General features: G+C 71.8%; 17 protein-coding genes. 7 read left to right on the forward strand and 10 right to left on the reverse strand.

The window, feature by feature from the left end:
* Nucleotides 1-81 precede the first annotated feature (81 nt).
* The 4 genes from ACPA54_RS20860 to ACPA54_RS20875 all read right to left on the reverse strand — a co-directional run bounded on the left by ACPA54_RS20860 (nt 82) and on the right by ACPA54_RS20875 (nt 2759).
* Entirely contained in the window at nt 82-1251 is a 1170-nt protein-coding gene (locus ACPA54_RS20860; RefSeq protein WP_423531937.1) for a penicillin-binding transpeptidase domain-containing protein, read from the reverse strand.
* A gap of 134 nt (nt 1252-1385) precedes the next feature.
* A complete protein-coding gene (locus ACPA54_RS20865; protein WP_423531939.1) occupies nt 1386-1997 on the reverse strand; it encodes an arsenate reductase/protein-tyrosine-phosphatase family protein in 612 nt (203 codons plus the stop codon).
* A 12-nt stretch (nt 1998-2009) separates the two neighbouring features.
* Nucleotides 2010-2375, reverse strand: coding sequence for a helix-turn-helix domain-containing protein (locus ACPA54_RS20870; protein ID WP_423531941.1), 366 nt, complete (start codon nt 2373-2375; stop codon nt 2010-2012).
* A gap of 12 nt (nt 2376-2387) precedes the next feature.
* A complete protein-coding gene (locus tag ACPA54_RS20875; RefSeq protein WP_423531943.1) occupies nt 2388-2759 on the reverse strand; it encodes a type II toxin-antitoxin system RelE/ParE family toxin in 372 nt (123 codons plus the stop codon).
* A 234-nt stretch (nt 2760-2993) separates the two neighbouring features.
* Between ACPA54_RS20875 and ACPA54_RS20880 the strand changes: the two genes are divergently transcribed.
* Nucleotides 2994-4379 carry a DUF5685 family protein gene (locus tag ACPA54_RS20880; RefSeq protein WP_423531945.1) on the forward strand — a complete coding sequence of 462 codons (1386 nt, stop codon included), beginning with the start codon at nt 2994-2996 and terminating at the stop codon, nt 4377-4379.
* Between the two features lie 45 nt (nt 4380-4424).
* Here the strand turns inward: ACPA54_RS20880 and ACPA54_RS20885 are convergent, their stop codons facing one another.
* On the reverse strand, nt 4425-6719 hold the full coding sequence (locus ACPA54_RS20885; RefSeq protein ID WP_423531947.1) for an FdhF/YdeP family oxidoreductase: 2295 nt from the start codon (nt 6717-6719) through the stop codon (nt 4425-4427).
* Between the two features lie 44 nt (nt 6720-6763).
* Nucleotides 6764-7876: a globin domain-containing protein gene (locus ACPA54_RS20890; protein ID WP_423531949.1), complete on the reverse strand. Its 1113-nt coding sequence runs from the start codon at nt 7874-7876 to the stop codon at nt 6764-6766.
* Between the two features lie 915 nt (nt 7877-8791).
* Here ACPA54_RS20890 and ACPA54_RS20895 point away from each other — a divergent pair.
* Nucleotides 8792-9352 (forward strand): histidine phosphatase family protein, encoded by a 561-nt coding sequence (locus tag ACPA54_RS20895; protein ID WP_423531951.1) that lies wholly within the window; start codon nt 8792-8794, stop codon nt 9350-9352.
* Nucleotides 9353-9715: 363 nt separating this feature from the next.
* Here ACPA54_RS20895 and ACPA54_RS20900 read toward each other — a convergent pair whose 3' ends face one another.
* The 3 genes from ACPA54_RS20900 to ACPA54_RS20910 all read right to left on the reverse strand — a co-directional run bounded on the left by ACPA54_RS20900 (nt 9716) and on the right by ACPA54_RS20910 (nt 17119).
* Nucleotides 9716-14041, reverse strand: coding sequence for a serine/threonine-protein kinase (locus tag ACPA54_RS20900; RefSeq protein ID WP_423531953.1), 4326 nt, complete (start codon nt 14039-14041; stop codon nt 9716-9718).
* 850 nt (nt 14042-14891) lie between these two features.
* On the reverse strand, nt 14892-16079 hold the full coding sequence (locus ACPA54_RS20905) for an acyl-CoA dehydrogenase family protein (RefSeq protein ID WP_345675195.1): 1188 nt from the start codon (nt 16077-16079) through the stop codon (nt 14892-14894).
* Nucleotides 16079-17119, reverse strand: a complete 1041-nt coding sequence (locus ACPA54_RS20910) for an acyl-CoA dehydrogenase family protein (RefSeq protein WP_423531955.1) — start codon at nt 17117-17119, stop codon at nt 16079-16081. Before ACPA54_RS20910 ends, ACPA54_RS20905 begins: the two co-directional genes overlap by 1 nt.
* Nucleotides 17120-17372: 253 nt before the next feature.
* Between ACPA54_RS20910 and ACPA54_RS20915 the strand changes: the two genes are divergently transcribed.
* The 3 genes from ACPA54_RS20915 to ACPA54_RS20925 all read left to right on the forward strand — a co-directional run bounded on the left by ACPA54_RS20915 (nt 17373) and on the right by ACPA54_RS20925 (nt 20177).
* Nucleotides 17373-18374, forward strand: a complete 1002-nt coding sequence (locus ACPA54_RS20915; RefSeq protein WP_423531957.1) for a hypothetical protein — start codon at nt 17373-17375, stop codon at nt 18372-18374.
* Nucleotides 18375-18886: 512 nt separating this feature from the next.
* On the forward strand, nt 18887-19435 hold the full coding sequence (locus ACPA54_RS20920) for an ATP-binding protein (protein ID WP_345675192.1): 549 nt from the start codon (nt 18887-18889) through the stop codon (nt 19433-19435).
* Between the two features lie 505 nt (nt 19436-19940).
* Entirely contained in the window at nt 19941-20177 is a 237-nt protein-coding gene (locus ACPA54_RS20925; RefSeq protein WP_345675191.1) for a DUF397 domain-containing protein, read from the forward strand.
* Nucleotides 20178-20350: 173 nt separating this feature from the next.
* Here the strand turns inward: ACPA54_RS20925 and ACPA54_RS20930 are convergent, their stop codons facing one another.
* On the reverse strand, nt 20351-21217 hold the full coding sequence (locus ACPA54_RS20930; protein WP_345675190.1) for a helix-turn-helix domain-containing protein: 867 nt from the start codon (nt 21215-21217) through the stop codon (nt 20351-20353).
* A gap of 321 nt (nt 21218-21538) precedes the next feature.
* On the opposite strand from ACPA54_RS20930, the gene ACPA54_RS20935 reads away from it, so the two are divergent.
* Entirely contained in the window at nt 21539-22903 is a 1365-nt protein-coding gene (locus tag ACPA54_RS20935; RefSeq protein ID WP_423531960.1) for an SWIM zinc finger family protein, read from the forward strand.
* Nucleotides 22900-25635, forward strand: a complete 2736-nt coding sequence (locus tag ACPA54_RS20940) for a DUF6493 family protein (protein WP_423531962.1) — start codon at nt 22900-22902, stop codon at nt 25633-25635. The genes ACPA54_RS20935 and ACPA54_RS20940 overlap by 4 nt, the downstream gene beginning before the upstream one ends.
* Nucleotides 25636-25729 lie beyond the last annotated feature (94 nt).

The raw sequence follows: 25729 nt of genomic DNA on the forward strand, positions 1-25729 counted from the left end.
GCGCGGAGCGATGCACGCGCGCCCGCGGAATTCATGACGTTGCGCACGCCCGCGGCCCCGGTCGGTCGGCCGGGCCGGACGTCAGTTGGCCGGGACGGCGCGCAGGAACTCGGCGACGGCCGGGCCCGCGGCCTTCGAACCGGACGCGCCGCCGGGGGCGTACGCCGCCACCGCGATCTTGCCGCGGTAGGCGACCATCCAGCCGTCGGTGGTGTCGCCGCCCTTCTCCGCGGTGCCGGTCTTCGCGCCGACGCCGGGGATGCCGCGGAACACGTCCTTGGCGGTGCCGTTCGTCGCGCAGTCGGCCATCATGCCGCGGATCGCGGTGGTCACCGAGCGCGGCAGCTTGGCCTGCGTCGAGTACACCGGGCCGCCGCGGACCAGGACCGGCTGGTGGAATTCGCCGGTGATGGCGGTGGCGACGACCGACGCCATCGTCATCGCGTTCATCTGGATCCGGCCCTGGCCGATCATCTGCGCGGCCTTCTCGTTCTCGCTGCCCGCCGCGGGGACCTTTCCGTCGACCGTCCCCAGGCCCGGCTTGACCTGCCAGGCGTTGCTGTTGAGGCCGAAGTACGTGCGGGAGAAGTCGGCGAGGTCGCTGTTGCCGATCTTGCCGCGCTGCTCGATGAACGCGGTGTTGCACGACCGGGCGAAGTCCTGCCGGAACGTCGCGCCGGGGATCGCCATGTTGTCGACGTTGTGGAACGGCTGCCCGTCGACGTTCGAGGTCGCCGGGCACGGTGCGGGACCGTTCGGGCTGACGATGCCCTTCGACAGCAGCAGCGCCGAGGTGACGATCTTGAACGTGGAGCCGGGTGCGGTCGCTCCGGAGAGCGCGTCGTTCTGGCCGGTGATCGCGACGATCTCGCCGTTGTCGACGTTCAGCGCGACGAGCGCGATGGTGCGGTCGCCTACGGCGGCCTCCGCGACGGCCTGCAGTTCGGGGTCGATCGTGCGGGAGCCGGGGCCGGTGTCGGACGGCTCGGGCGAGGCGGAAGCCGATTCCGTGGCGGACGGCTCCGGGCTCGGCGACGTGAACGTCGGCGTCGGGGCCGAAGTCGGTGTGGGCGGCGGCGGTGTGCTGACCGGGATGGTCGCCGGGGCGGTCGCGGACGCGTTGCCGGTGTTGTCGCCGTCGGACAGGGCGCGGTAGCCGACGAGACCGCCGACGGCTATGGCGCCGATCAGAAGAAGACCGAGGACGGCGCCGAGCATGCCTTTGGCGCCGTCGAAACCTCTACTGGACATGGGTGCCGAGATCCTGTTCCCCCGTGATGCGCACACGAGTTGTGCGACCGGACAGTTGCCTTCGTGGCAGGCCGTGGATCCTAGTCGCGACGGAACCGGATTTCGACCCCCGTCGGGAACGTGTTCGGCCGGCGTCAGCCCGTGAGCAACGCGACCAGCCGGCGGACCTGGCCCTCGGCCCGGTCGGCGAGCGCCCGGTAGGTCTCGATCGGCTCGCCCAGCGGATCCGCCAACTCGTCGTCGGCCCGCGCCATCCGCCGCGCGTCCCGCAACCCGTCGACCTGCGCCACCCACGCGCGCACCGTCAGCTCCCCCCGCGGCCCCGCCTTCTCCCCGAGCCGCGCCAACTCGCCCAGCACGAACGCCCGCGGCTCCACCGCCGCCGACCGCGCCGTCATGCCCCACACGTGCTCGCGGGTCATCCCCACGACGACGTCCGCCTCGTCGAGCATCTCGGCCGTCAGCTTCCGACTCGTATGCGCATGCGGCGCGATCCCGTGCTCGCGCAGCACCTCCGCGCTCTCCTCGGTCATCGCCGCCTCCCCCCACCCGAGAGTCCCGGCCGACGCGACCTGCCAAACCCCCGGCACCCCCGCCAGGTGATGCCGCAACATGGCCTCCACCATCGGCGAACGGCAGATATTGCCGGTACACACCACGAGGATCATGGGGGAACGGTACTGCGACCCGCGGCGGCGGGATATCGGGGTTGGTCCGATGCCGGGGGCGGGTGCCGTCCGAGACATGGCCGTGTGGGCCTACGCCGCGCGCGGAGTCAGCGTGAACTGTGTGACCTCATGGCCGTCGACCTCGTCCACGACGATCACGACGCGCACTCCGAGCGCTTTGGCGAGCCGCTTGACCAGCGCCAACGTCGGGACCACGCCCGCGCGCTCGATCTGCGAAACGTTCGACTGCTTCATCCCCGCGGCGAGGGCGAGCTGCTGCTGCGTCCATCCCTTGGCGGTGCGAGCCGCGTGCACGGCGAGCCCGAAGTCCAGCGCCTGGTCGACCTCGTCGAGCACCGCGCGGTCGTGGTCGGGCAGGGCCTCGATCTCCGCGTCGACGTCCCAGCGGCCACTGCTGTCCGGCACCGCAGTCGATTCCTTCCGTTCGTCAGTCATCTCGTCCTCGGGCTACTCGTCCTCGTAGCGCTGGTACGTTTCCAGCGCCGCCAGATGCGGATGCGCGCCTGCGCGGCACACCTGTAGTGCCTTCTTGGCGCGCTGCACCTGCTTGCGTTCGTTCATCCGGGTCTTGTCGAACACTGTCAGCAGGATGATCCGCTTGTCGGGTGCGATCCAGTACGTGATCCGGATCGACACGTCTCCGACTCGCTTGAGCCGCAATTCCCAGAGTCCTTCGCCCAGGGACTTCGTCAGATCGCCCAATGCGGTCGGCGTCGCCTTCAGCCTTCGCACCACGCCGAGCACATAGAGGTAGTGCGCGCGCGGCAGGCCGCCTAACCATGCGCGGACCTCCTGCTCGATTTCGACGTCGTAGGACATACGAAAAATTGTATATCCCGTGTTCTGCTCCTGCTCCGCGTCTCAGCGGGCGAGGGGTGGACATCGCTACCCTGAGGCGCGTCGGATCGGTGGGTCGGTGCGGGTGGGTGTCGTTGCGGCGCCCGGGGGCGTGCCGTCGCGGGTTCGAGGGAGGGGTCTGTCAGGGGGACCTGGGCCAGTACGACTTGCCGGGGACACCGCGTGCGGTGGACCGGGCCTCGGGGAGGGAACGCGTTGTTCGGAATCATCAGGCCGTGCCGCCATTCGTTGGCGGAGGGGTTGCGGGACTCGTGGATGGCGCACTTGTGCGGGCTGTGCCTGGCACTGCGCGACGACCACGGGCAGGCCGCGCGGGTGGCGACGAACTACGACGGGCTGATCATCTCGGTCCTCGTCGAGGCGCAGGCCGAGCCCGGGGACGGCTCCGGGCGGCGGAAGGCCGGGCCTTGTCCGCTGCGCGGGATGCGGACGGCGGAGGTGGCGCGCGGGGAAGGCGCCCGGCTGGCCGCGGCCGTGTCGCTGGTTCTCGCGTCCGCCAAGATGCAGGACCACGTCGACGACCGCGACGGTGTGTTCGCGCGCAAGACCGTGGCCGGCGGGGCCCGGAAGGTCGCCTCGCGGTGGGCGCGGCAGGGCGGGGACACCGGGCAGGAGGTCGGGTTCGACACGGCGCTGCTGACCGACGCGGTGCGCCGGCAGGGCGACGTCGAGGCGCTCGCCGGGCCCGGCACGCCGATCCTGGCGGTCACCGAGCCGACCGAGACCGCGACGGGGGCGGCGTTCGCGCACACCGCGGTACTCGCCGGGCGGCCGGAGAACGCCGAGGCGCTCGCCGAGGCCGGTCGGCTCTTCGGCCGCCTCGCGCACCTGCTGGACGCCGTCGAGGACGTGTACGCGGACCGCGAGTCCGGGTCCTGGAACCCGCTGTTGGCGACCGAGACCGGACCCGACGAGGCCTACCGGCTCTGCCGCGACGCGGCGCACGGCATCAAGCTCGCGCTGCGCGATGCCGTGTTCACCGACCAACGCCTGGTACACACCCTGCTGGTGCACGAGGTCGACAACGCGGTCGACCGGACGTTCTCGCACGCCGGGTTCCCGCCGCCGAAGAAGAAGCAGCACGGGGCGTCGTGTTCGGGCAAGAACCACCGGCATGAAGGCGAACCGGCGGTCGGGCTCGGGCTGATCGCCGCGCCCGAGGTGCTCGGGAACGCCGCGGTGCTCGGCAACCGCGAGGCCCCGGCCGGCTCGTGGCCGCAGCAGAACCCGCAGGCTCCGCCGCAGCAGCCCGGCAACCCGTTCGGGCCGCAGCACGGCAGCCCCAACTGGAACCCGCAGCAGCCCAACGGCCCGTGGAACCCGCCTCCGGGCGGCGGCGGCCGCGGACCCGGACGGCGGCACAACCCGCTGCTGGCGTGCCTGATCTGGACCGGCCTGTGCTGCACCTGCCAGGCGTGCTGCCGCGAGGAGTTCAACGACCCCTGCACCGGCCAACTGCGCAAGGGGCCCTGCCGGGACTGCGACTGCGATTGCGACTGCTGCTCCGGCTGCGGCGACTGCTGCAGCTGCTGCGACGGGTGCGACTGCTGCGACTGCGGCGGGTGCGACTGCGGCTGTTGACGCCACCGGTGCCGGGGGCGTCGACGCCCCCGGCACCACGGGACGTCAGGCCCGCTGCTCCAACCGCACCACCACCGACTTCGACGTCGGCGTGTTGCTCACCTCCGCCGTACTGTCCAGCGGCACCAGCACGTTCGTCTCCGGGAAGTACGCCGCGCAGCAGCCCTGCGCCGTCGGATACGCCACGACCCGGAACTCCGGTGCGCGCCGCTCGGCCCCGTCCTTCCACTCGCTCACCAGGTCCACCACCTCGCCGTCCGCGACACCCAGCGCGGCCAGGTCGGCGGGGTGGACGAAGACCACCCGGCGGCCCGCCTTGATGCCCCGGTAGCGGTCGTCGAGCCCGTAGATCGTGGTGTTGTACTGGTCGTGCGACCGCACCGTCTGCAGGATCAGCCGCCCGTCCGGGACCCGCAGCACTTCCAGCGTGTTGACCGTGAAGTTCGCCTTGCCGGTCGCCGTCGGGAACCGGCGCTCGTCGCGCGGCCCGTGCGGCAGCACGAAACCGCCCGGCACCCGCACCCGCGCGTTGAAGTCCGCGAACCCCGGGATCACCCGCTCGATCCGGTCCCGGATCAGGTCGTAGTCGCCCGTGAAGTCCCGCCACGGCACCGCGACCCGGTCGCCCAGCACCCGCTCGGCGAGCCCGCACACGATCGCCACCTCGGACCGCAGCTCCGGCGACGCCGGGTGCAGCCGGCCCGTCGACGCGTGCACCGCGCTCATCGAATCCTCGACCGTCACGAACTGCGGGCCGCTCGCCTGCACGTCCGCGTCCGTCCGGCCCAGCGTCGGCAGGATCAGCGCCCGCCGCCCGGTCACCGCATGCGAGCGGTTGAGCTTCGTCGACACCTGCACCGTCAGCGCGGTGTTCCGCAGTGCCGCCTCGGTGGCCGCGGTGTCCGGCGTCGCCGCCACGAAGTTGCCGCCCACCGCGAAGAACACCTTGACCCGGCCGTCGCGCATCGCCCGGATCGCGTCGACCACGTCGTGCCCGTGCTCGCGCGGCGGCGCGAACCCGAACTCGGCCTCCAGCGCGTCCAGGAACGCTGCCGACGGCTTCTCGTAGATGCCCATCGTGCGGTCGCCCTGCACGTTGCTGTGCCCGCGCACCGGGCACACACCCGCACCCGGGCGGCCGATGTTGCCGCGCAGCAGCAGGAAGTTGACGACCTCGCGGATCGTCGGCACCGAATTGCGGTGCTGCGTCAGGCCCATCGCCCAGCACACCACGACGCGGCGGGACTTCAGCACGCGCTCGTGGATCCGCTCGATCTGGGTGCGCGGCAGACCGGTCGCCTCCAGCACGTCCGCCCAGTCCGTCGCCCGCACGTCGGCCGCGAACTCCTCGTAGCCGGACGTGTGTGCGTCGACGAACGCACGGTCGACCACGGTGCCCGGCGAGGCATCCTCGGCCTCCAGCAGCATCCGGTTGAGGGCCCGGAACAGTGCCAGGTCGCCGTTCACCCGGATCTGCGCGAACTCGTCGGCGAGCGGCGTACCGCTGCCCGCAATACCGCTCGGCCGCTGCGGGTTCTTGAACCGCATCAGGCCCGCCTCGGGCAGCGGGTTCACCGCGACGATGTGCGCGCCCGCCCGCTTGGCCTTCTGCAGCGCGCTCAGCATGCGCGGATGGTTGGTGCCCGGGTTCTGGCCCACCACCATGATCAGGTCGGCTTCGTGCAGGTCCTGGAGCGACACGGAGCCCTTGCCGATGCCGATCGTCTCGGACAGCGCGGAACCGCTCGACTCGTGGCACATGTTCGAGCAGTCCGGCAGGTTGTTCGTGCCGAACGCGCGCACGAACAGCTGGTACACGAACGCGGCCTCGTTGCTCGTCCGGCCCGACGTGTAGAACGCCGCCTCGTCCGGCGAGTCCAATGCCGCGAGTTCCTCCGCGACCACGCCGAACGCGTCGTCCCACGAGATCGGCGTGTAGTGCGTGGCCCCGTCGGCCAGGTACATCGGATGCGTCAGGCGCCCCTGCTGCCCCAGCCAGAAGTCGGTGCGCTCCGCCAGGGAAGCCGCCGAGTGCGCCGCGAAGAACTCCGGCGTCACCTGCCGCAGCGTCGCCTCCTCGGCGACCGCCTTCGCGCCGTTCTCGCAGTACTCGCCGATCGGACTCCGGTGGTCGCCCTCCGGCCACGCGCAGCCGGGGCAGTCGAACCCGTCCTTCTGGTTCACCTTGAGCAGCGTCTGCGCACTGCGCTTGACGCCCATCTCGCGGCCCGCGTGCTTGAGCGTCGACAGGACCGCCGGAACACCCGCGGCGAACCGCTTCGGCGCGCCCACGGTCATCCCGCTGTCGTCGACATCCGAGACGGGTGGTTTGGTGACCATGAGTGTGCGCCTGCCTTTCGAGCCCTGAGGGTGCAGGTCACACGCTAGTCCCCGGGCCGACCCGCCCCCAAGAGCCGGTCTCCCTGCGCCACGGTGTCCAGGCTCTCGGTCAGCATCCGGGCGGGCGGCACCCCCAGATCGGCGGTCAGCCGCCGTGTGGTCGCCTGCACCATCGCCGACGAGCCGCTGATGAAGATGTCGTGGTCCTGCCACGTGCCGTAGCGGGCGACGATGTCCGGGAGCGTGCCGCGGGCGCCGCCGAAGTCGCGGTCCTCGGAGACGGTGGGCACGACGTGCAGCCATGGGTACATGTCCGCCATCGCGCTGAGGGCGCGCAGGTCGTACAGCTCCGAGCTGTGCCGGGCGCCGATGAACACGTGTGCCTGGTGTGCGAGCTGACGCTGGGCCATGTGCTCGACCAGGGCCTTGATCGGGGCGAGGCCGGTCCCGCCGGCGATGCACAGCGCACGCCGCAGCGACTCGCCCCGCATGACGAGGGCGCCGCGGGCCGGGCCGAGGCGTATGTGGTCCCCGACGGCGGCTTTGTGGACCAGCGCACGGCTCACCCAGCCCGCGGGGACAGCACGCACGTGCAGTTCGAGGAGGTTGTCGGGCCGGGGCGCGTTGGCGATCGAATAGTGCCGCCACACGCGCGGCCACCAGGGCGTTTCGACGGTGACGTGCTGGCCGGGGCGGTACGGCAGCGGACGGTCGGGGGCGACGGTGAGAACGGCGATGTCGGAGCCGCGGCGCTCGTGGGCGATGATCGTGCCGTCCCACCAGGGCGGGGACTCGGCGGCGTCCTGCTCGGCGGCGTCGATCATGACGTCGGATGCCCAGGTGTAGAGCGCGAGCCACGCGTCCTGGGTCGCCTGGTTCCAGGCGCTGCCGCTGTAGCGGGCGAGCGCGCCGATCAGGGCGTGGCCGACGGCGGTGTAGTGGTCGGGGAGGACACCGTATTTGCGGTGGTCGCGGCCCAGTTGGCGGAGGAAGCCGGTGTGGTCGTCGGGGTCTCCCGTGCTGAGCCTGAGCAACGCGGCGAGGAGGCGGTCGCGTTGCGCGTTCATCATCGGCGGGAACATCGCGCGGAGGTCGGGGCGCTCGAGGAAGAGCAGGGCGTAGAAGTGCGCCACGAGGTCGTCGGCGCGCGGCGCCACCAGGGCGAGGTTCTCGTGGCGGAGAGCGGTGGCGGTGGGATTGTGGGGCGGAGTGAGGTTCGGGGGGCGAGGGGGAAGGGATTCGTCCGCGGGTGGCTCCGCGGGCCGGGGTGGGGGCGGCGGGCTCGTCGGGGGAGTGGCCGCGGGCAGCGCGGGGAGCGGTACGCCGGTGGGTGGCGTATCGCGGGGCTTGCGGGGTTCTACGGCTTTGCGAGATCTCATTCGACGCACCCGGACGGCGTGGCTAGGCGGACCGCGCCCTCGTGGGCCGGGGTACGGCCGCCGAAGGGCGGACGGGCCGGACACGACGCGCAGGCGGAGCGACAGCGACGCTAGGCCGGGGCAGGGGGCACGGGGTGCGGGTTCCGGCGAAGCGGGACGGTGCGCGCGGGTGGGGCGTAACGTTGATCGGATGCCCGGAAGGGGACGGGTGGGGTGGGTGGGGCAAGGGGGACAGTTGCCGAAATCCGGCGGGCGGGTTGGGGGGGCTGATTGTTCGCTCGGTCCTAGCGGTGTCTTCAAAGTTTTGACGCGGGATCATGGCCGGTGTGATCCGGCGTTATGAACTGACTGATGACGATTGGCTGTTGATGGAGCCGTGGTTGCCGCGGCCGCGCAAGGGGCGGCCGCGGCTGGACGACCGCCGGGCCCTGAACGGGATCGTGTGGAGCCATCCCCGAACGGATCGACCAGCTGGGCGGCAGGTCCCGCCGCGGCGAACGCCCCTGCGGCTTCAACCCATATGTCTACCGCCGCCGCAACGCCGTCGAACGCTGCATTAGCAAACTCGAACACTTCCGCGGCATCGCCACCCGCTACAACAACAGCAACCAGCTACGAAGTCGCCCTCACCCTCGCCGCAACACTCCTCCGGCTCCGCCCACATCGAGGAGACGGCCTAGGAACGGAGCGACGATGGCGGTCGAGATCGTGTACGAGACGCACGCCACCACCACCGACAACGAAGCGGGCATCGCCACCGGCTGGCTACCCGGCCGGCTCTCCGAACTCGGCCGCCGCCAAGCCGTGGAACTCGGCGAACGCCGCCGCGCCGGCGGCTTCGCGGCCGTGTTCACCTCCGACCTCCACCGAGCCGTCGAGACCGCGCAGATCGCATTCCCGGACGGGACACCACCGCTCCACCAAGACACCCGGCTGCGCGAATGCAACTACGGCCACCTCAACGGCAGCCCGGTCTCCCACATCGCCGCCCAACGGCGCCACCGCATCGACGTCCCCTTCCCCGGCGGCCAGAGCTACCGCCGAGTCCTCGCCGCCACCGACGCGCTTCTCCACGACCTGGCCGTCCGCCTGAACGGGACCCGGATCCTGCTGATCGCCCACTCGGCCAACCGCTGGGCCCTGGAGTGCCTGCTCACCGGAGCCTCACTCGAAGACCTCGTCACGGCTCCGCCGGCCTGGCGCCCCGGCTGGCACTACACCCTGCCCGCCGACTGGACTGCCGCGACCCGCTGACATGCCCGGGGGCCGCACTACGCCCGGCGCCTGAGCATGAGCAGCCCGCAGCCCGCAGCCCGGTGTCGGCGTCCGTCCCGGCGATGACACCAGGGGCAGGAACGGCTCGTCGGGCTCGCCCAGTTCCGCGACGGCGATGTTCCCGGCCCGAGGCCCGAAGTCGGCGTGCCGTCCCTCCGCTCTGGCCACGCACTGGGCCAGGGCTGCAATCGACGTGTTCGGGGGAATCGCTATCCGCAAAGTAACTTAGCGGATAGCGATTCTCGACACAGGCCTCAGCCTTGGCCCGCCCGAGAGTGCCCCTGCCCGCGCACGCCCCGACCGGTGCGCTGTCCGACAGTGGCAAAGGCGTCAGGAAGCTTCCTAGGCGCGGCGTTTGCGTCCGAACAGGCCTCGCCGGGGGCCACTGTCGTCCGTGCCGTTCGGGGTACGGGGGGCGGCGGTCGGCTCCGGGCGCTGTGGGCGGTCCGGCAGAGCCTCGGTGAACCAGCCGAGGAGTTCCTGCGACGACACCAGGGGCGGCAACGGCTCGTCGGGGTCTACCAGTTCCGCGTCGATCACTTCGACGTCCCCGGCCCGTGCGAAGCCCGGACCGAACTCGCCGCCGTTCTCCTGTTCCGGTCGCGGGCGACGCCGCGCACCAGCCGCCGCGGCACGCCGCTCCTCGGCCCGGCGTTCTTGTACGCGCCGGGCTTCCTCGCGACGTTCCTCCGCGCGGCGCTCCGCGGCGAGACGTTGGGCAGCCCGCCTTTCCTCCGCCCGCTGCGTCGCGGCGCGCCGGGCTTCGGCGTGCTCCGCGGCCCGTTCGGCGGCGCGTTCGGCGGCGGTGGGGGTGTGCGGACGCCGTGGGCGAGTGGCGCGGGGCGAGTCGGCGGCGGGTTCGCCGGGACGCCGGGGGCGCTCGTGCGGCGGGGCAGTTGCGTCCGCAGGCTGATCCGACGCCGGGGGTGCGGCGGAGCCGGCGGTGGCGGCGTCCGAGGCCGCGTCGGGGGCGTTGGAGCCAGGGGCGGCTTCGCCGGGGGTCACGGCGGCCGCCGCAGCAGCCGCACGATCCGCGCCGTCCGCCGCAGGAGCGGATGTCGCGCCAGTCGATGCTTCGTCGGCTTTCGGCTCGTCCGAAGCCTGCTCGCGGGCCGAGGGAGTCTCCGACGTGTCCGCCGAGGCAAGACCGTCGGCGGGCGCGTCGGAGTCCTGCGCTCCAGCCGACTCCGGGTCGGAACCGTCCGCGGGCGCGGGTGTCTCCGTGGCCTCGGCGCCGCGGCTCCCCGCACGGTCTTGGGACTTGCCCGGTCGCGGTGCGCCAACTGCTTCGCCCTGCACCGTCGTCGGCTTCGACGCGGATGCGGTCGTCGAGGCCGAAGTGGCGGCGGAGTCGGTGGTCGTGGTGGTGTCGTCGGTCCCGACGCCCGGGCTGTCGGCACGGTCGCGGCGCCCGCCTGGGCGGTCCGCAGCGCTTTCGTTCCTCTGCCCGGTCGTCGACTCCGACGCGGAGGGGGCGGATGCCGTGGCGGAGTTCGCGGCAGGGGTGGTCTCGACCGCCTCGTCGCTCGGAATACGCGCGCTGTTGCGCGACTTGCCCGGTTGCGGTGCGCCGACTGCCTCCTCAGGCGTCGGCACGTCCGATTCAGCCACCGAAGCCACCGATCTTTCGACGGGCTTGGTAGTCGGAGACGCGGATGGCTGCTCGACGGACGGCAGGTCCGCGGGGGCGGGGCCGGAAGCAGGCTTCCGAGTGCCGTCGGACGTCGTCGATTTCACCGGCGCCTGACGCGACTTCGCCGTACCCGCGGTTGCGGAATCGGCGTCGTCCGCTACGCCGCCGGCGACACGCTCGGTGTCGCCGCCCTGTTCATCGGAGTCCTCCGCACCGTCGGAGTCCTCGGGGGCGGGCGCATCGCTGCGCCGGTCACCGGATTCCGGCTGCGTGACAGGGGCGTCGGTCCGATCGGCGGCTCGTTCCGCGCTGTCGGGAACGGATCCGGCCGAGCTGTTCGCCTCGGCGGAGCCAGGGACCGTAGCGCCTGCCGCTTCGCCCGCGGCGGACTGCCCCGGTTCGGAGTCCCCGGGCGTTGCGGCATCGTCCGCCGCCGGCCGCGGACTGGGCACCGCGACGTGGTTGCCCTCGGACGCCGTGACAGGCGGCGTAGCGACATCGACCGAACGGGTCTCGTCACCCACCGAATCGGCCGCTTTGTCGGGCGCCGCGTCCACGCCGTCGCCGTCTGCGAGTGCGGTCTCGCCGGTTGGGGCGCGGCCCTCGGGGCCGTCTGCCGCCGCGGAGCCGTCGCCCGATCCGTCACTCCGGCCTGCGGCCGAAGGTTCGGAAGCTTCGCGCGCCACGGAAGACGCCGCCACGGACGCGTCCGTAGCCCCGTCCGTCGCCTCGTCCGCCGGACCGCTCGCCTGCCCCGCCGGAGAGGCCGTGACGGGTGCTTCCGCGGCCTCGTCTTTCGGCTCGCTCGTGGTTCCGTCCGACAGACTGCCGGACAGGCTGCTTTCCTGCCCCACGTTGCTCGCACGATCCGCCGCACTGCCGGAACCCGACGGGCCGTTGGGAGACCGCTCGTCGGCCGCCGTCGGCGCCTCGGCGGGCTTCGCCGCCGCGCCATGCCGCCGCTGCCGCATCGGCCGCCGTCGGCTGACCACGCGCAGCTGTGCCGTCATCTCCGCGTCGGAGTCCTCGGGCACGGCACGCAGCCCATGCCACGCAAAGCCGTCGGCCGTCGTCGCCGAGCCGCGCGCCGTCGAAGCCCCGGTGCCGTCCGACGCCTCAGCGGCCGATCCGTCCTCGTCCCTCGCCTCAGCCGTTGCCGGCACCGTCGGGAGGCCAACCGGACGCGGCGGCACCCCAACCGGCGCCGTGGCAGCTGCTACACCGTCACCCGACGCTGACGTCCCGCTCCCGCTGACCCCGGACCGCCCCGCCTTCGGTGGCGTCTCCGGCCGCAGCGGTATCACCGTTGGCGAAGGACCCGAAGGACCCGAAGAAGTCGATGCAGCGGACTCCGCCGACCGAGCCCCAGGAACCATCCCCACGGCCTCGACCACGTCAGCCACAGACTCCTGCGCGGCCTCCTTGCCCCCGCCTGAACCCCCACCCGGCGGATCCACCACCGGCCGAGGCGGCACCTGCCCCGGTACCTTCCCCTGCGGAGCCGTCATGGGCCGCGGCGGAACCGCCCCCGCGGGCACCCCGCCACCCGTCGCAGCCCCTGTCGCCCCCGTCCCCCCTGTCGTCCCCGTGTCCGGCGGCGTCGAAGGCCGCGGTGGTGCCCACCCCTTCGGCGCGTTCGACGGACGCGGCGGGGTGTTCGGGCGCGGCGGAACGGATCGTTCCGTCGCCGCGGCCTTGCTCACCATCAAGTCCTCCGCGGCCACGACCACGTCCTCGCGCGCCGCCGACGCCGACGTCGTCTCGCGCAGCCGGTCCCGCTGCCACGTCCCGCCCCCGGGTGGGGAAGCCTCGTCCGGCCACGGCCGCCCCGCCGCCCCGGACCCACCGGAACCGGAGCCGGCCGCAGCGCCCGCCCCGCTCGGCGCGCCAGCCCCCGCCGACTCGTGCTGCGTCCCCATCTCCCGCAGCCCGTCCTCCGACGCCTTGCGCCGCGGGGCGAACGCGTCCCACGTGCTCACCGTGCTGCTTATCCGCAGCGCCGCGCCCGCCAAGCCGGTCATCAGGTCGTCGACGAGCCGGTTCCCCGACGGCCGTCCCGCCGCGACCGGCTGCGCGGCGGCAGTGTCCACCTCCGGCAGGTCGTCGGCCGGGAGCGCGTCCGTCCCCAACCGCGGTGTCCCGTCCGCGGTGAGCCCCCACACCGCCGCCGCGCGCTGCGCGACCTCCGCGGACAGGGTGCTCGGCAGCCAGCCGAGGCCGTCTTCCTCGGTCGCGGTCGCGGTGCGGATCTGTGCCGCGGTCGGCCGGTCGGCGGGGTCCTTGGCGACGCACGCGGCGACCAACTCGCGGAGCCAGTCGGGAAGTTCGGTCAGGTTGGGGTCGCCGCGCAAGACGCGTTCGCCCGTACCGGCTTCGTCGTCGGCGCCGAACGGTGGGATTCCGGTGGCGGCGAACGCCAGCAGGGAGCCGAGCGAGAAGACGTCGGACGCGGCCTCCGCGGTTCGCCCGTCGAGCTGTTCGGGGGAGCGGAAGCCGGGCGACGGCAGGACCGTCCCCACCACGACACCCCGGTCGGTGACCGTCGGCCCGTCCGGGCTGCGTGCCACGCCGAGGTCGACGATGCGCGGGCCGTCGGGTGCGAACGCGACGTGGTGCGGGGCGAGCCGGCCGTGGGTGAGGCCGACTTCGTGCAGGGCGGCGAGGGCGTCGGCGATGCCCGCGGCGAGCGCGCGCACGGTACGGCCGGGCAACCGGCCGTGGGTTTCCACCGCTTCGGCGAGCGACGGGCCGGGCAGGTAGGCAGTCGCCAACCACGGTGTGGGACCGGCGGTGTCGGCGTCGACGACCGGGACGGCGTAGCGGCTCTCCATGCGGGACGCGGCGGACACTTCGCGGGCGAAGCGGGCGCGGAAGCCGGGTTCGCGTGCGGCGGCGGCACGGACGGTTTTGACCGCGACGGGTTTGCCCTCGGCGGTGGCGCCGACGAACACCTGCGCGATGGCGCCCTCGCCGAGCACGCCGACGAGCCGAATGCCGCCGATCCGCAGCGGTTCGTCTTGGTGCAGGGCCCGCATCGCACTCCCTCGTCGGGCCCGATCCCGGCGCACGGACGCCGTTCCCGCGGTCGGGCCGATTCCTGGGCTGCGGACGCGCGCCACCCACGGATCCGGCCCACCGTACGGGGACGCAGTCTGCCAGAAGTGAAGGGGCCGGACGGGTGATCACGGACGCTCGGCGCGTCGAAGTGCAGTAAAAATCCCGCAGACGCGAGCCGGGGCGCACGCCGCCCGCGCGCCAGCGCGCACGAGCGGGCCCGCGCGCGGCCTCGCGCCCACGCACGCCAAAGGGCCCGCGACCACCGGGAACTCCCCAGCAGTCCGGGCCCCCTGGCACACCGTCAGCTCGACGAAAGCGACGACCGCGACGACCGCGACGACCGCGACGACAGCAACACCGGCGGCGACGGAGTCGGCAGCATCACCCAACCCGCGTCGCCACCGCCACCACAGCGCACCGGGCCCGCGCCAGTGTGCGCGCCCACGCGCAAGCCCACCGAGCCCGAGCCGCCGCCGCAAACCGCCGACCCCGCGTTCGAGCCCACCTCACCGTCACTCGAAGCCGAAGCCGAAGCCGAAGCCGAAGCCGAAGCCGAAGCCCCGCCCCCGCCAACCCCGGCCCGCCCCGACTTCGGCCGCGGCGGTATCACCGTCGCCGACGGACCCGACGGACCCGACGGACCCGACGGACCCGACGGACCCGACGGACCCGACGGACCCGACGGACCCGACTGCTCGAAAGGACCCGCCGAGCGGGCTCGCTCGACCGAGCTCCAGGAACGAACCATCCCCACGGCCTCGACCACGTCAGCCGTGGACTCCCGCGACCTCCTCGCCTGCGCTGCCGCCGCGAGACGCCGAGCCCACCTCACCGAGCCCGCGGCAACCCCAACCGATGCTCGGCGATGTTGTTCCGCTGAATCTCGCTGGTCCCCCCATAGATCGTCGTCACCGGCGCATCGCGTGCCGCGAGGTCGACGAATCCCCACTCCTCGCCCGCCGCATGCGTCGGCGACAGCAGACCGGCGACGCCTGCCATCTCCTGGCAGGCTTCCGCCGCACGGTTGTACGCCTCGCTCGCGTACAGCTTCGCCACCGACCCTTCCGTGGTCGGCAGCTTCCCCTGGCTGGCGATCAGCGCCGGCCGGATCGCGAGCAGCGCCGTCACCTCGTTGTCGACGGCGATCTTCGCCAGGCGGCGGCGCACCGCCGGGTCGTCGATCAGCCGCGTGCCGTCGGAGCGTTCCGCGGTGCGCGCCCAGTCGACGAAGCGGCGCAGCAGGGTGACGCCCTGGTTCATGTTGCCGAAGACGCCGCGTTCGTAGGCGAGCGCGACCTTCATGACGTCCCAGCCGCCGTTGACTTCGCCGAGCCGCCACCGGTCGGGGACGTGGACGTCGGTGAAGTAGGTGATGTTCGTGCGGTCGCCGCCCATGGTTTCGACGGCCTGGAACTCGATGCCCGGCAGGTCCATCGGCAGCAGGAACATCGTGAGGCCGCGGTGCTTGGCCAGATCGGGGTCGGTGCGGGTCAGCAGGATGATGTAGCCGGCCTCGTGGACGAGGGTGGTGAACATCTTCGACCCGTTGACCAGCCACACCGGTTCGTCGCCCGGGTGGCCGGGGATCCGTTCGGCGCGGGTGGCCGCGGCCGCGACGTCGGACCCGGAGCCGGGTTCGGTGTAGCCGAGTGCGGCGATGGCTTCGCCGCTGTGGAACTTCGGCAGCACCTCGGCGACGTGGAACTCGCTGCCGATCTGCTCGATGACGCCCGCCACGAGCATGGCGTTGGCGAGCCCGTAGAAAGGCGCGCCGGCCAGGCCCATCTCGTCGAACAGCACGTACAGTTCCAGCGGGTCGCGGCCGCTCTCCCGGCCGGCGCCCGCCATGCCTTCGGCGATGATGCCGGTGGCGGCGAGCGCGCGGTGGAACTCCCAGTCGTGGAAGGTGCCCGTGCGATGGGCGCGTTCGACCATCTCGGGGGTCAGATGGTCGGCGATGAACCGTTGGATCGAGGCGCGGAACTCCTCGACGGAAGGCTTCGGGGCGAAGTCCATCAGCGGGTCACCTCCGGCGCGGCCGGGCCGAACAGGCGGTCGGCGAGGCGCAGGTATTCGTCGTCCGGGTCGCCGAGCACGAGCGGCCAGCCGCGGGCCCGGCGGAAGTAGAGCTGGATGTCGTATTCGAGGGTCACGCCGTAGCCGCCGTGGTAGTGCAGGGAGCGGTAGGTCGTGTTGCGGGCGACGTCGGCGCACGCGAGGAACGCCATCGACGCGAGGCGGGCGGCTTCCGCCGCGTCGCCGGAGTCGTCCGCCCACGCGGCGCGCGCGGCGAGCAGCGTGGTGCCGTCGATCGGGCCGACGAGGTCGGCGAGGCCCTGCTGCACGGCCTGGAAGGCGGCGATCGGGCGGTCGAACTGGCGGCGTTCCTGGGTGTAGGCGATGCCGATCTCGAGGGCCCGGGCGGAGAGACCGGCGAGGGCGCCCGCGGTGGCGAGCTGCCATTCGGCCCGCATCCGGGCGGACAGTGCCTCCGCGTCGGGACCGTCCGCGAGGACGATCCGGTCGCCGTTCCGCACGTCCCGGTCGGCCAGCGGCGCGCACGCGTGGTTCGGAGGTGCGGTCATCGGGGCGTCGGAACGCACCGCGACCAGCTGGTCACCGTCCAGTGCCACCACGACGTCGGCGACCGCGCCGCCGGGCACCAGCCGGGCGGTTCCGTCCACGGCCGGGTGCAGTGCGGGCACCGCGATGATGTCGCCTTCGACGGCGTCGCCGAACCAGGCCGCGTCGCGACCGGGCGCGGTGCGCGCCAGCGTCCTGGTCGCGGCGAGGTGCTCGGCCAGCGGGACCGGGGCGAGCACCTTGCCGGCTTCCTGCATGAGGAGGAGCAGGTCAATCGCGGTCGCCCCGCCCCCGCCGAGCTTCTCGTCCACGCCCATGCCGGGCGCGCCTGTCTCGCGCAGCCGGGCCCACAGGGCAGGGGAGTGCCCAAGGGGTTCGGCGTCACGCACCACGTTGATCGGACAGCGGTCCGCGAAGAACCTCGCGAACGCGTCCCGGACCGTCTTCTGGTCCTCTGTCGGTTCCAAGTTCACTCGCGCACCGTAGCGGGGGTCATTCGACGTTGACAGGGTCAAAAGCTCGCGAAGATCTCGATCGCGTGACATTCCCCACCAGTTACTCGCGAGTAGGTGACCGCAGGCTCCGCGGCTGCAAAGATCTCACCCGCGAGTGACCCATCCGATTGAAGTAACGCTCCTGCGGGCCGGTGCCCGAGCGGACCCGAACGGTCCCCGGGCCCCCGCGGCGCGCGAAGGGAGATCCGGGCTAGTGCGTACGATCCGCCAGGTGGCGTTGGCACTGGTGTTCCTGCTGGGTGTGGGATTGATCATCTTTCCCCTGGCAGACGGCATGCCGAAGAAGACCCAGGGCGTGGACAACGTCCAGAACACGTTCCGCGACGGCATGTCCGTCGAGGGGCTCAAGACCAGCCGTGACGACCTCGTCACGATGCAGGCGATGCTCAAGCAGCTCAAGACCGAGACGATCCCGCAGCTGGCCGCGCGCAACAACCAGACGCCCGATCAGTTCATGGTGCTGCTCGGGGCGTTCCCCGCGGTGAAGAAGGGCCTCGCCGAGGTCGACACGATCATGCCGCGCTTCGAGGCGGTCGTCGGCACGATGGAGGCGCAGGGCGAGAACTTCCGCAAGGCGGACGAGATCCCCACCGCGGACGTCCCGAACACCGCGGTCACCTACACCTTCCTGATCCCCGGGATCATCCTGGCCGTGGTCGGCGGTGCGGGCCTCTTCTTCTCGATCCGCGGCCGCCGCTCGGTGATACCGACGGTCGCGCTCGGCGTCTCGGTGGCGATGGGCGCGCTGCTGGTGGCCGGCACCCTGGCCACGGACCAGATCGACAAGACCAAGTCGGCGGAGAAGATGTTCAACGCCTTCCGGCCGGTCTTCACCGAGGCGAAGTACCAGCAGATGCACGAGGACATGCAGACGCTGACCGCCTTCGCGAACGAGATGCAGACCAAGGCGATCCCGACGCTGGCCACGCTGGGCGGGCAGTCGCCGGACCAGTACACGGCGGGCATGGCGTCGCAGTACCAGGCGCTCGGCAAGGGCCTGAAGGAGACCCCGCGCATCCTCGCCCGCTTCAACGGCATGGTCGAGGACATCGGCCGTAACATCGACAGCTTCAAGGACGCGGACAGCATCCCGTCCGCGGACACTCCGGTCTCCCAGGTCCCGTGGTACCTGCTGATCGCCGGTATCGGGCTCATCGTCATCCCGGGTGCCGCCCTGCTGCCGCTGGGGCGCAAGGAGGAGCAGGCGGACTAGCCGGCCTTTCCTTCCCGCTCGACGGGCGGTTCCGCTGCGGCGGGGCCGCCCGTCGGCGTTTCCCGGCCCGACCGGGCAGCGCGACCGACGTGATCGGCGCGTCCGGCTCGACCGGCACCCCCTGTCTAGCCGCCGCGCGAAGGCCGCCTGGCGTGGAACGGCTGGAGCCGGGCACCGAGTGTGACGGCCGCCACGTGGCACCAAATCGGAAATCTTGCCGGAAACACGGCCGATTTGCCGCGTGCACCCTGACGATGCACGTGCATCCGAGGCTTGCACTTGCATAAATCGAGACTGCACGTGCATCTGGTCTTGCACCCGCCGTGAGCATCGACATAATGAACAGAGTGCACGCGCGACGTAAGCGCGTGGATACGCATCGACGGGCCGGTTCGATTCGCGGGAGGCAAGACGGTGGTTTGCACAGTCCACCGCTGCACCGGAGCGGGCCCGGTGCGCTTAGGAAGGGCGCGGTTGGCGCGCTCACGTCGGGTGCCCGCCCGGAGGTGCGCATGACCGCCGTCAGTGCCGCGGGATTCTCTGTGGCCACGCTGTTCCGTATGGACCCGCTCGGGGAGACCGACGTGCCGTCGGCCGAGACCGGCGCCGCCACCGACATCGCGGTGTGTGCGCTCGGCCCGCGCCGCGAATCCGTCAAATCCGCACGGGACTTCGCCCGCGAGACGCTTGTCCGCTGGGGAGCCGCCAAGCTCACGGGCGATCTCACTCTCGTGGTGTCCGAGCTGGTCACGAACGCGCTGTGCCACGGGATGGCGGATGCGCCCGCCGCCCCCGACGGGGACGCGGACGACGACCGCGGCCCGTCGGGGCATCCCGTCCAACTCGCGATGCTCCGCAAGGGCACCCGGGTGATGTGCGCGGTGCAGGATCCCGGATGCGGTCTGCCGACCCCGCAGGAACTCGGCGACGGTGCCGAGACAGGGCGCGGTCTGCATATCGTGGAATGCTTCAGTACCGCCTGGGGCTGGTTTCCGCTGAACGGTGCGGCGACCCGGTCCGGGAAAGTGGTCTGGGCGATGTTCCAGATACCCGGGCAATAGCTTCCGGTATTCCGGGATTCCGGTACGCGACGCGTGCGCGAACCTCTTCCGATACGTATTGAGCCGAACGGCACGGTGCCCGCACCGCGCCTTTCGGCTTTTTGCGCAGCCGTGCCGCGGGGTTTTCCGGGCAATCCCGTCCGACAATGTCCCGATTTCCGCCGTCCGGCATGGGCGATTTGCCGTGCCAGGCTGGTTGTGGCCCCTTTCGAGCGCCTCGTGCGGCGATTCTTTAAGCCTTTCTTAGGCTCCCGGTGTAATGCTCGCTATATCGCGCGCGGAGCTTGCGTGGCGCCCTGGGGGCGTGCGCTATCATCAGCTTGTACGCTGCATTTGCATGGTCAGATGCACGTGCAGATACAAACGGCAGGGACACGGCGAACGGTGCCGAGCCGTGCGGGACCCCCCGCGGCGCAGCTCCGGACGCGACGAACGGCACAGGTCGTACCACCGGGGGTGGGCAATCGTCGCCGGTTCGCCCGGCAAGAGGTCCAGGAGACATGTCATGCACGGAACGCACAACGGGATGCCGGCCGGGTCTTTGCACGGAGTGACGTGGCAGAAGAGTCGACGGAGCAACTCGCAGGGCAACTGCGTCGAGATGGCCAAGCTGCCCGGCGGCGACATAGCCGTGCGCAATTCGCGCTATCCCGAAGGCCCCGCGCTCATCTACACGCATGCCGAGATCGTCGCGCTCATCCTGGGCGCGAAGGACGGCGACTTCGACAACCTGATCGCCTGACTCGCCTGACCCGCGCCGCGGCACACCGGGCCGTTCCGGGACCGCCCAGGACCGCATGAAAACGCCGACGGGCCGCCTCCGAGATCACCTCGGGGCGGTCCGTTTCCGCATCTCAGGACACCGTGTTCCGGGCCGCCTTGCGCGCCGGCGGCCTTGTCCCGGACGGTCTTGTCTCAGGTCTCCTTGAGGATGCGCGCGAGGAGATCCACACTCCGGTCCGGCGGAAGGCCGTCGACACTCAGCCGCTCCATGACCTCGGTGTACTGGTCGACGTCGTCGCGCTTGTCGAGATACAGCGCACTGGTCAACTGCTCGAGATAGACGACGTCCGGAAGATCCGGTTCCGGAAAACGCAGCAGGGTGAATGGCCCGCCTTCGGCGGCGTGCGCGCCGAAACGGAACGGCATCACCTGGATCGTCACGTGTGGCAGTGCCGCGGAATCGATCAGGTGCTGGATCTGGCCGCGCATCACTTCGCGACCGCCTATCGGCCGCCGCAGGGCGGCCTCGTCCAGCACCGCCCATACCCGCGGCGGCTTCTGGCGCTCCAGGATGAGCTGACGCTGCGTGCGCAGGCCCACGCGGCGCTCCACCTCGGCCGGCGACGCGGTGGGCTGGCCCGCCACGATCACCGCGCGGGCGTAGTCCGGCGTCTGCAACAGGCCGGGAACGAATTGGACTTCGTACGTACGGATGACCGACGCCGCTTCTTCCAGGCCGACGTACACCTGGAACCAGCTCGGCAGGATGTCACCGTAACTGTGCCACCAGCCCGTGGCGTTCGCCTCCCGGGTCAGGTTGAGGAGGGCTTCCCGCTCCGTCTCGTCGTCCACGCCGTACATCGTCAGCAGGTCCGCGACGTCGCGGTCTTTGAAGCTGACACGGCCCAGCTCCATTCGACTGATCTTCGATTCGGAGGCGCGGATCTCATACCCCGCGTCCTCCCGCGAAATGCCTTTGGCTTCGCGCAGTCGGCGGAGCTGGGAACCGAGGAGAATACGGCGAACCGTCGAGCCGCTCCCCGGCTGCGCTGTGGGCATACGTCCTACCTCCGGCAGAATGGACCAGCGCATAGTATGACAGCGCCATCTCGCGTGTCCCCCAAACGCGGGATCAACGGTTGCTTCACGCCATCTTCCTACGGTCCGCGATCACTCGTGCGGACCATCACCCCGACGGTGTGTCGAACCGATCGCGTGCGCCCGCCTCACGACGGGTGCTTGATCTCTGTCCGACCCGTGAAGCTGCCGAAAGGTTGCGCGCCGAAGGCAAGGGTTCTCCCAACAACCCGAGTCCGCAAGGGCCGTGGCCGTATCGGAACCCCCGGGGGGGGTGTCGGAGCTCCGCCGTACGTTGCGGACATGGCTTCCCTCGTCCAGTCCTATTCCTATCTCCGCGCCTCCGCGCTGCACACCGAACCCGGCGGAACTCCGTCGCTCGGCCTGGAGACATGCGGCGGACTCACTTCGTACGGACTCGCGCCGCATCCGCGGTTCTTCACCGGGTTCCTCACCGCCCCCGCGGCCGCCGCGGGCAGCCTCCTCGCGGTCGCCGACGTCGCCGCGACCCGCTACTACCAACCGCAGAACCGCGCTTCGCTCGACCCGGTGGTCACCGGCAACGGCGACCGGCTGCGCTTCGAGTCGTTCTCCGGCTGCGGCGGCGTCTACGCCCGCCTCGACGTCCTCCCGGGCGGCATCGACGGCGAGATCCTCGGCAACGGCACCACCAACGTCGACGTGAACGCCCCGCTCCGCGAAGCCCTCGCGATGATCGGCGGCGGCGAACCCCTGCACGTCGCCGTCGGACCGGACGACGTGACCGTGACCACCTTCGACGGCCCGGTCGTGGAGAAGAAGGTCCCGCTGCCCGACCGCTGGCTGCGCGGCTTCGCCGAAGTCCAGGTCATCGCGGCCCGATTCGACCTGCGCGCGGAGATGACCGGCGTCGAGGCCACCCGCTTCCTGCGGACGCTCCCGAAGAACTCCCGCCAGGTGCTGTGGCTCAAGCCCGTCGGCCGCGCCCTGCGCGCCGCCTCCGGCCCGGCTCGCGGCGCGGTCTGCCTGGCGGGCCCCGACCGGCTGCGCGCCTTCGCCCGGGTCCTGCGGCACGCCACGGCGCTGCGCGTGTACGGCCCGCCCGCGCCGACCGGGCCGGTCGCGTCCGCGTGGGAGATCGAACTGCCGGGCATGCGGCTGACGCTGACCCTGTCCCCGGACGCGGCGCGCGGATTCTCCGGCGAGGGCGCGGTCCTCGGCGACCTGTCGTCGGCCTCGGGCGCCGCGGACGCCGACCTCGTCTCGGCGCTGCTGGCCTGGGAGCCGCGCATCGAACTCGGCGAGCTGGCGACCGAATCGGGGCTGGACATCGACCGCGTGCGCGCCGCGCTGGTGCGGCTCGGCACCGCGGGCCGGATCGGCTACGACGTCGCGGAGGCGGCCTACTTCCACCGCGAACTCCCCTACGACACAGGCCGCGCCGAAGCGATGAACCCGCGTCTGCGGGACGCCCGCAAGCTCGTCGCCGAACAGCGCGTCGAACTGCGCGACGGCACGGCGGTGGTGGCGAGCCCGTCCGGGGCGACATATCAGGTGCGACTGGCGGGAGACGGAGCGTGCACGTGCGAATGGTGGGCCAAGTATCGCGGTGGACGCGGGCCCTGCAAGCATTTGCTGGGCGCGCAGATGGCCGTCCGGGAGCGGGAGAGCGCCGGGGTGGCGCGATGAGCCTGGAGGAGACGACGGCCGGGGCCGGGGCGGCGGTGGCGTGGCCGGACATCGAGTGGGCCGGCAAGCGCGGCCCCTCCGCGCTCGCGGAACTGTTCCGGGGCATGCCGGAGAAGGACCGCAAGACGCTGTCCCCCGCGCTCAAGGACGCGTCCGCCGCGCTGCAAGGAACCGTGTCCTGGCAGGCCCGCGTGCGTCTGGCCCGGACCCTCATGTTGGCCGGACCGGCACTGCTGGGCGGCCCGGCGGGCATCGCACAGTGGCTCGCCAAGCGCGACTTCGTGTTCGGGGCGGAAGGACGGGATCCGCTGCACAAGGCGGTCGCCGAGATCATCCGCGACCGGAACCCGGCATGGCTCGGCAACGTCGCGGAGCGACTGGCGCAGCGGATGACCGTGCGGACCTCGGGGCAGAACTGGTTCCTGGTGGACTGCCTGGCCCGGGCCGCGGGCGGCCCGCCGCCCGGTGCCGACTCCTACATGGCGGGTTGGCTGTCCTTCCACGGTCGCAACACCAAAGTGCCGTCGCTTGCCGACTCGCTTCGCGCCGACAGCTATACCCCGGTGATGGTCCCCCGCATCTTCGCGACCGACGGGGTCGGCGAAGAGCTGGAGATGTGGGCCAACACGGACGTCCCCGAACGAACGTGGGCCGTGGCCTTGCGGACGCTCTGCGACGAGGGCCTCGTCGACCGCGCTCACATCGTCGACCGTTGCCTGGCGAGCATGCTGCGCGGCGCGGAGCCACGCCACATTCGCGGCTTCCTGGCGCTGTATGAAGGTCTGGACGTCACCGACGACGAAGCTGCGTTGCATGCGGTGACCTACCTCCGTCTGCTGGCCGATGCCCCGGCGTCTGTCGCGGTTGTCGCGCAGGTGACGCTGCGCCGCCTCGACGAGGCGGACCGACTCACTGCCGAACAGGTCGAGGAAGCCACCAGGGCGGTGCTGTTCCGCTCGGAGAAGAAGCTGCTGCGGCCGCAGTTCACGTGGCTGGGGAAGGCGGTCAAGCGGCACGCGGACCATGCGGGGATGCTGGTCGCGGCAGCCGCCACTGCCTTCGCTCATCCGGACTCCGGTATCCAGGACCGCACGCTGGCCTTCATCGCGAAGCATCTGCCGAAGTTGGCGGAGACCGAGGCGGAGCCGGTGCGCGAGGAGTTGCGTTCGGCGGTGGACATGCTGACGGGGACGACCCGGGCGGGGGTGCTGGAGCTGCTGGGGGAGTCGGCCGAGGACGCCGCTCCGGAAGGCGATGCCGCGCCGGTCCACGTTCCCGCCGAGCTGCCGCCGGACATCGAGTCCCTCGACGAATTGGTGTCGGAGGTTGCCGCGTTCATCGCCGCACGGCGGCGCTCGTCGTGGACCGGCGCGCGCAACGCGCCGAGCGAGGACCCGTGGACGATCGAGCGCATCATCGCGGCGATGCTGCGCGAGCACGCCCGCGACCGCCGCGAGCTGGCCGCGGCGATGGGACCGATGGCGGACCGGGTGCAGGAGGCCGGGCTCCTCGGCTGGCGGGACGACCAGGTCGACGCGGCGGCGGGCCTCGGCAGCGCCGTCGTCGCGGCGGCGGGCGGCCCGCAGGTGGGCCGGAGGTGGTTCGAGGAACTCTTCGCTTCCCCGGACGGCAGGAACGGCCGCGGGAGTATGTCGGGGCATCTCGCCGCGCCGCACCGGGTCCTGGCCGGAAGGCTGTTCGAGACGGCGGAGCGGCTGCGGACGCCGTTCCCGGTGCCCTACCTGTCGCGTCCCGCGGACGCCCGCGGATACGTCGACGCGGCCGAGTTCGTGCGCGGGCTGGAGGAGTGCGCGGCGGCCGGACGCGACCCGTGGCCGCTCGACTTGGAGCAGGCGTTGCTGCGCCTGCCGTCGACGATCGACCCCGAGGTGGTGGCCAGGGTCGAGCGGCTGGGCACTCCGGCCGGGAAGTGGGCGGCCGACGTGATGGCCGCGGGCGGGATGCCGGCCCCCGAGGTGGCCGTGGTGGAGTCCGTGAACAGGAGCCGTTGGCAGACGCAGCCCATCGGGTACCACCTGCTGCCGACGGTGGGTGACGTCCCGGAGCCGTTCGCCGACCGGGTCCTCGCGCGGGCGCTTTGCGGGATGGATCAGCCGGTCAAGCGGTTCCAGGACTTGGCGTGGCAGGGGTTCCCGGAGGCGTCGAGCTGGCCGCTGATTGTCCCGGGGCACCGCGACGTGATCGCCGCACACGCGGCGTTGAACATCATCCACGCCGTCGACAACCCGCGTGCGGGCCTTGATGTCCTGCCGGTGCTCGCGGCGGCGGACGGCCAGGCCGGCGACGGCATCGCGGTGGCGTTCGCCTACGGCCTGGCGGCCCGCGAAGCCGTCGACCGCGCCCACGCGGTGGACGGCCTGATCGTCCTCGCCGGCCGCGGCACGGACGCCTGGAACCCGGCCGACCTCGGCCGACACCTGTCGGAACTGATCCGCATGGACATCATCAGGACGACGCGCCTGGCCGAGTCGCTGCGCCAAGCGGTCGCCGGCGGCGCGAGCGCGGCCGTCTGGGCCGTGTTGGCCGGCATGATCCCGGGCCTGCGCGGCGAACGCCCTGCCGGACTCGGTGATCTGCTCGCGGTCGCGGCGGAATGCGCGGCGCGGTCGGGAGCGCGGCAGTTCCTGCCGGGGCTGGAGCCGTACTTGGGAAAGGGCACGTCCCGGATCGCCGTCGAAGCCCGGCGCCTGGAGACGATCCTCGCCGGTTAGTCGAGGCGGGCGCCCCGACACCGCGGACAACGGCACGGCGGATAACCGGACATCGGGGGAGGGGGAAGGGAGATCGCCCACCCGGAGAGAGTTT

The organism is Uniformispora flossi (assembly GCF_049534875.1).
GTDB lineage: Bacteria > Actinomycetota > Actinomycetes > Streptomycetales > Streptomycetaceae > Yinghuangia > Yinghuangia aomiensis.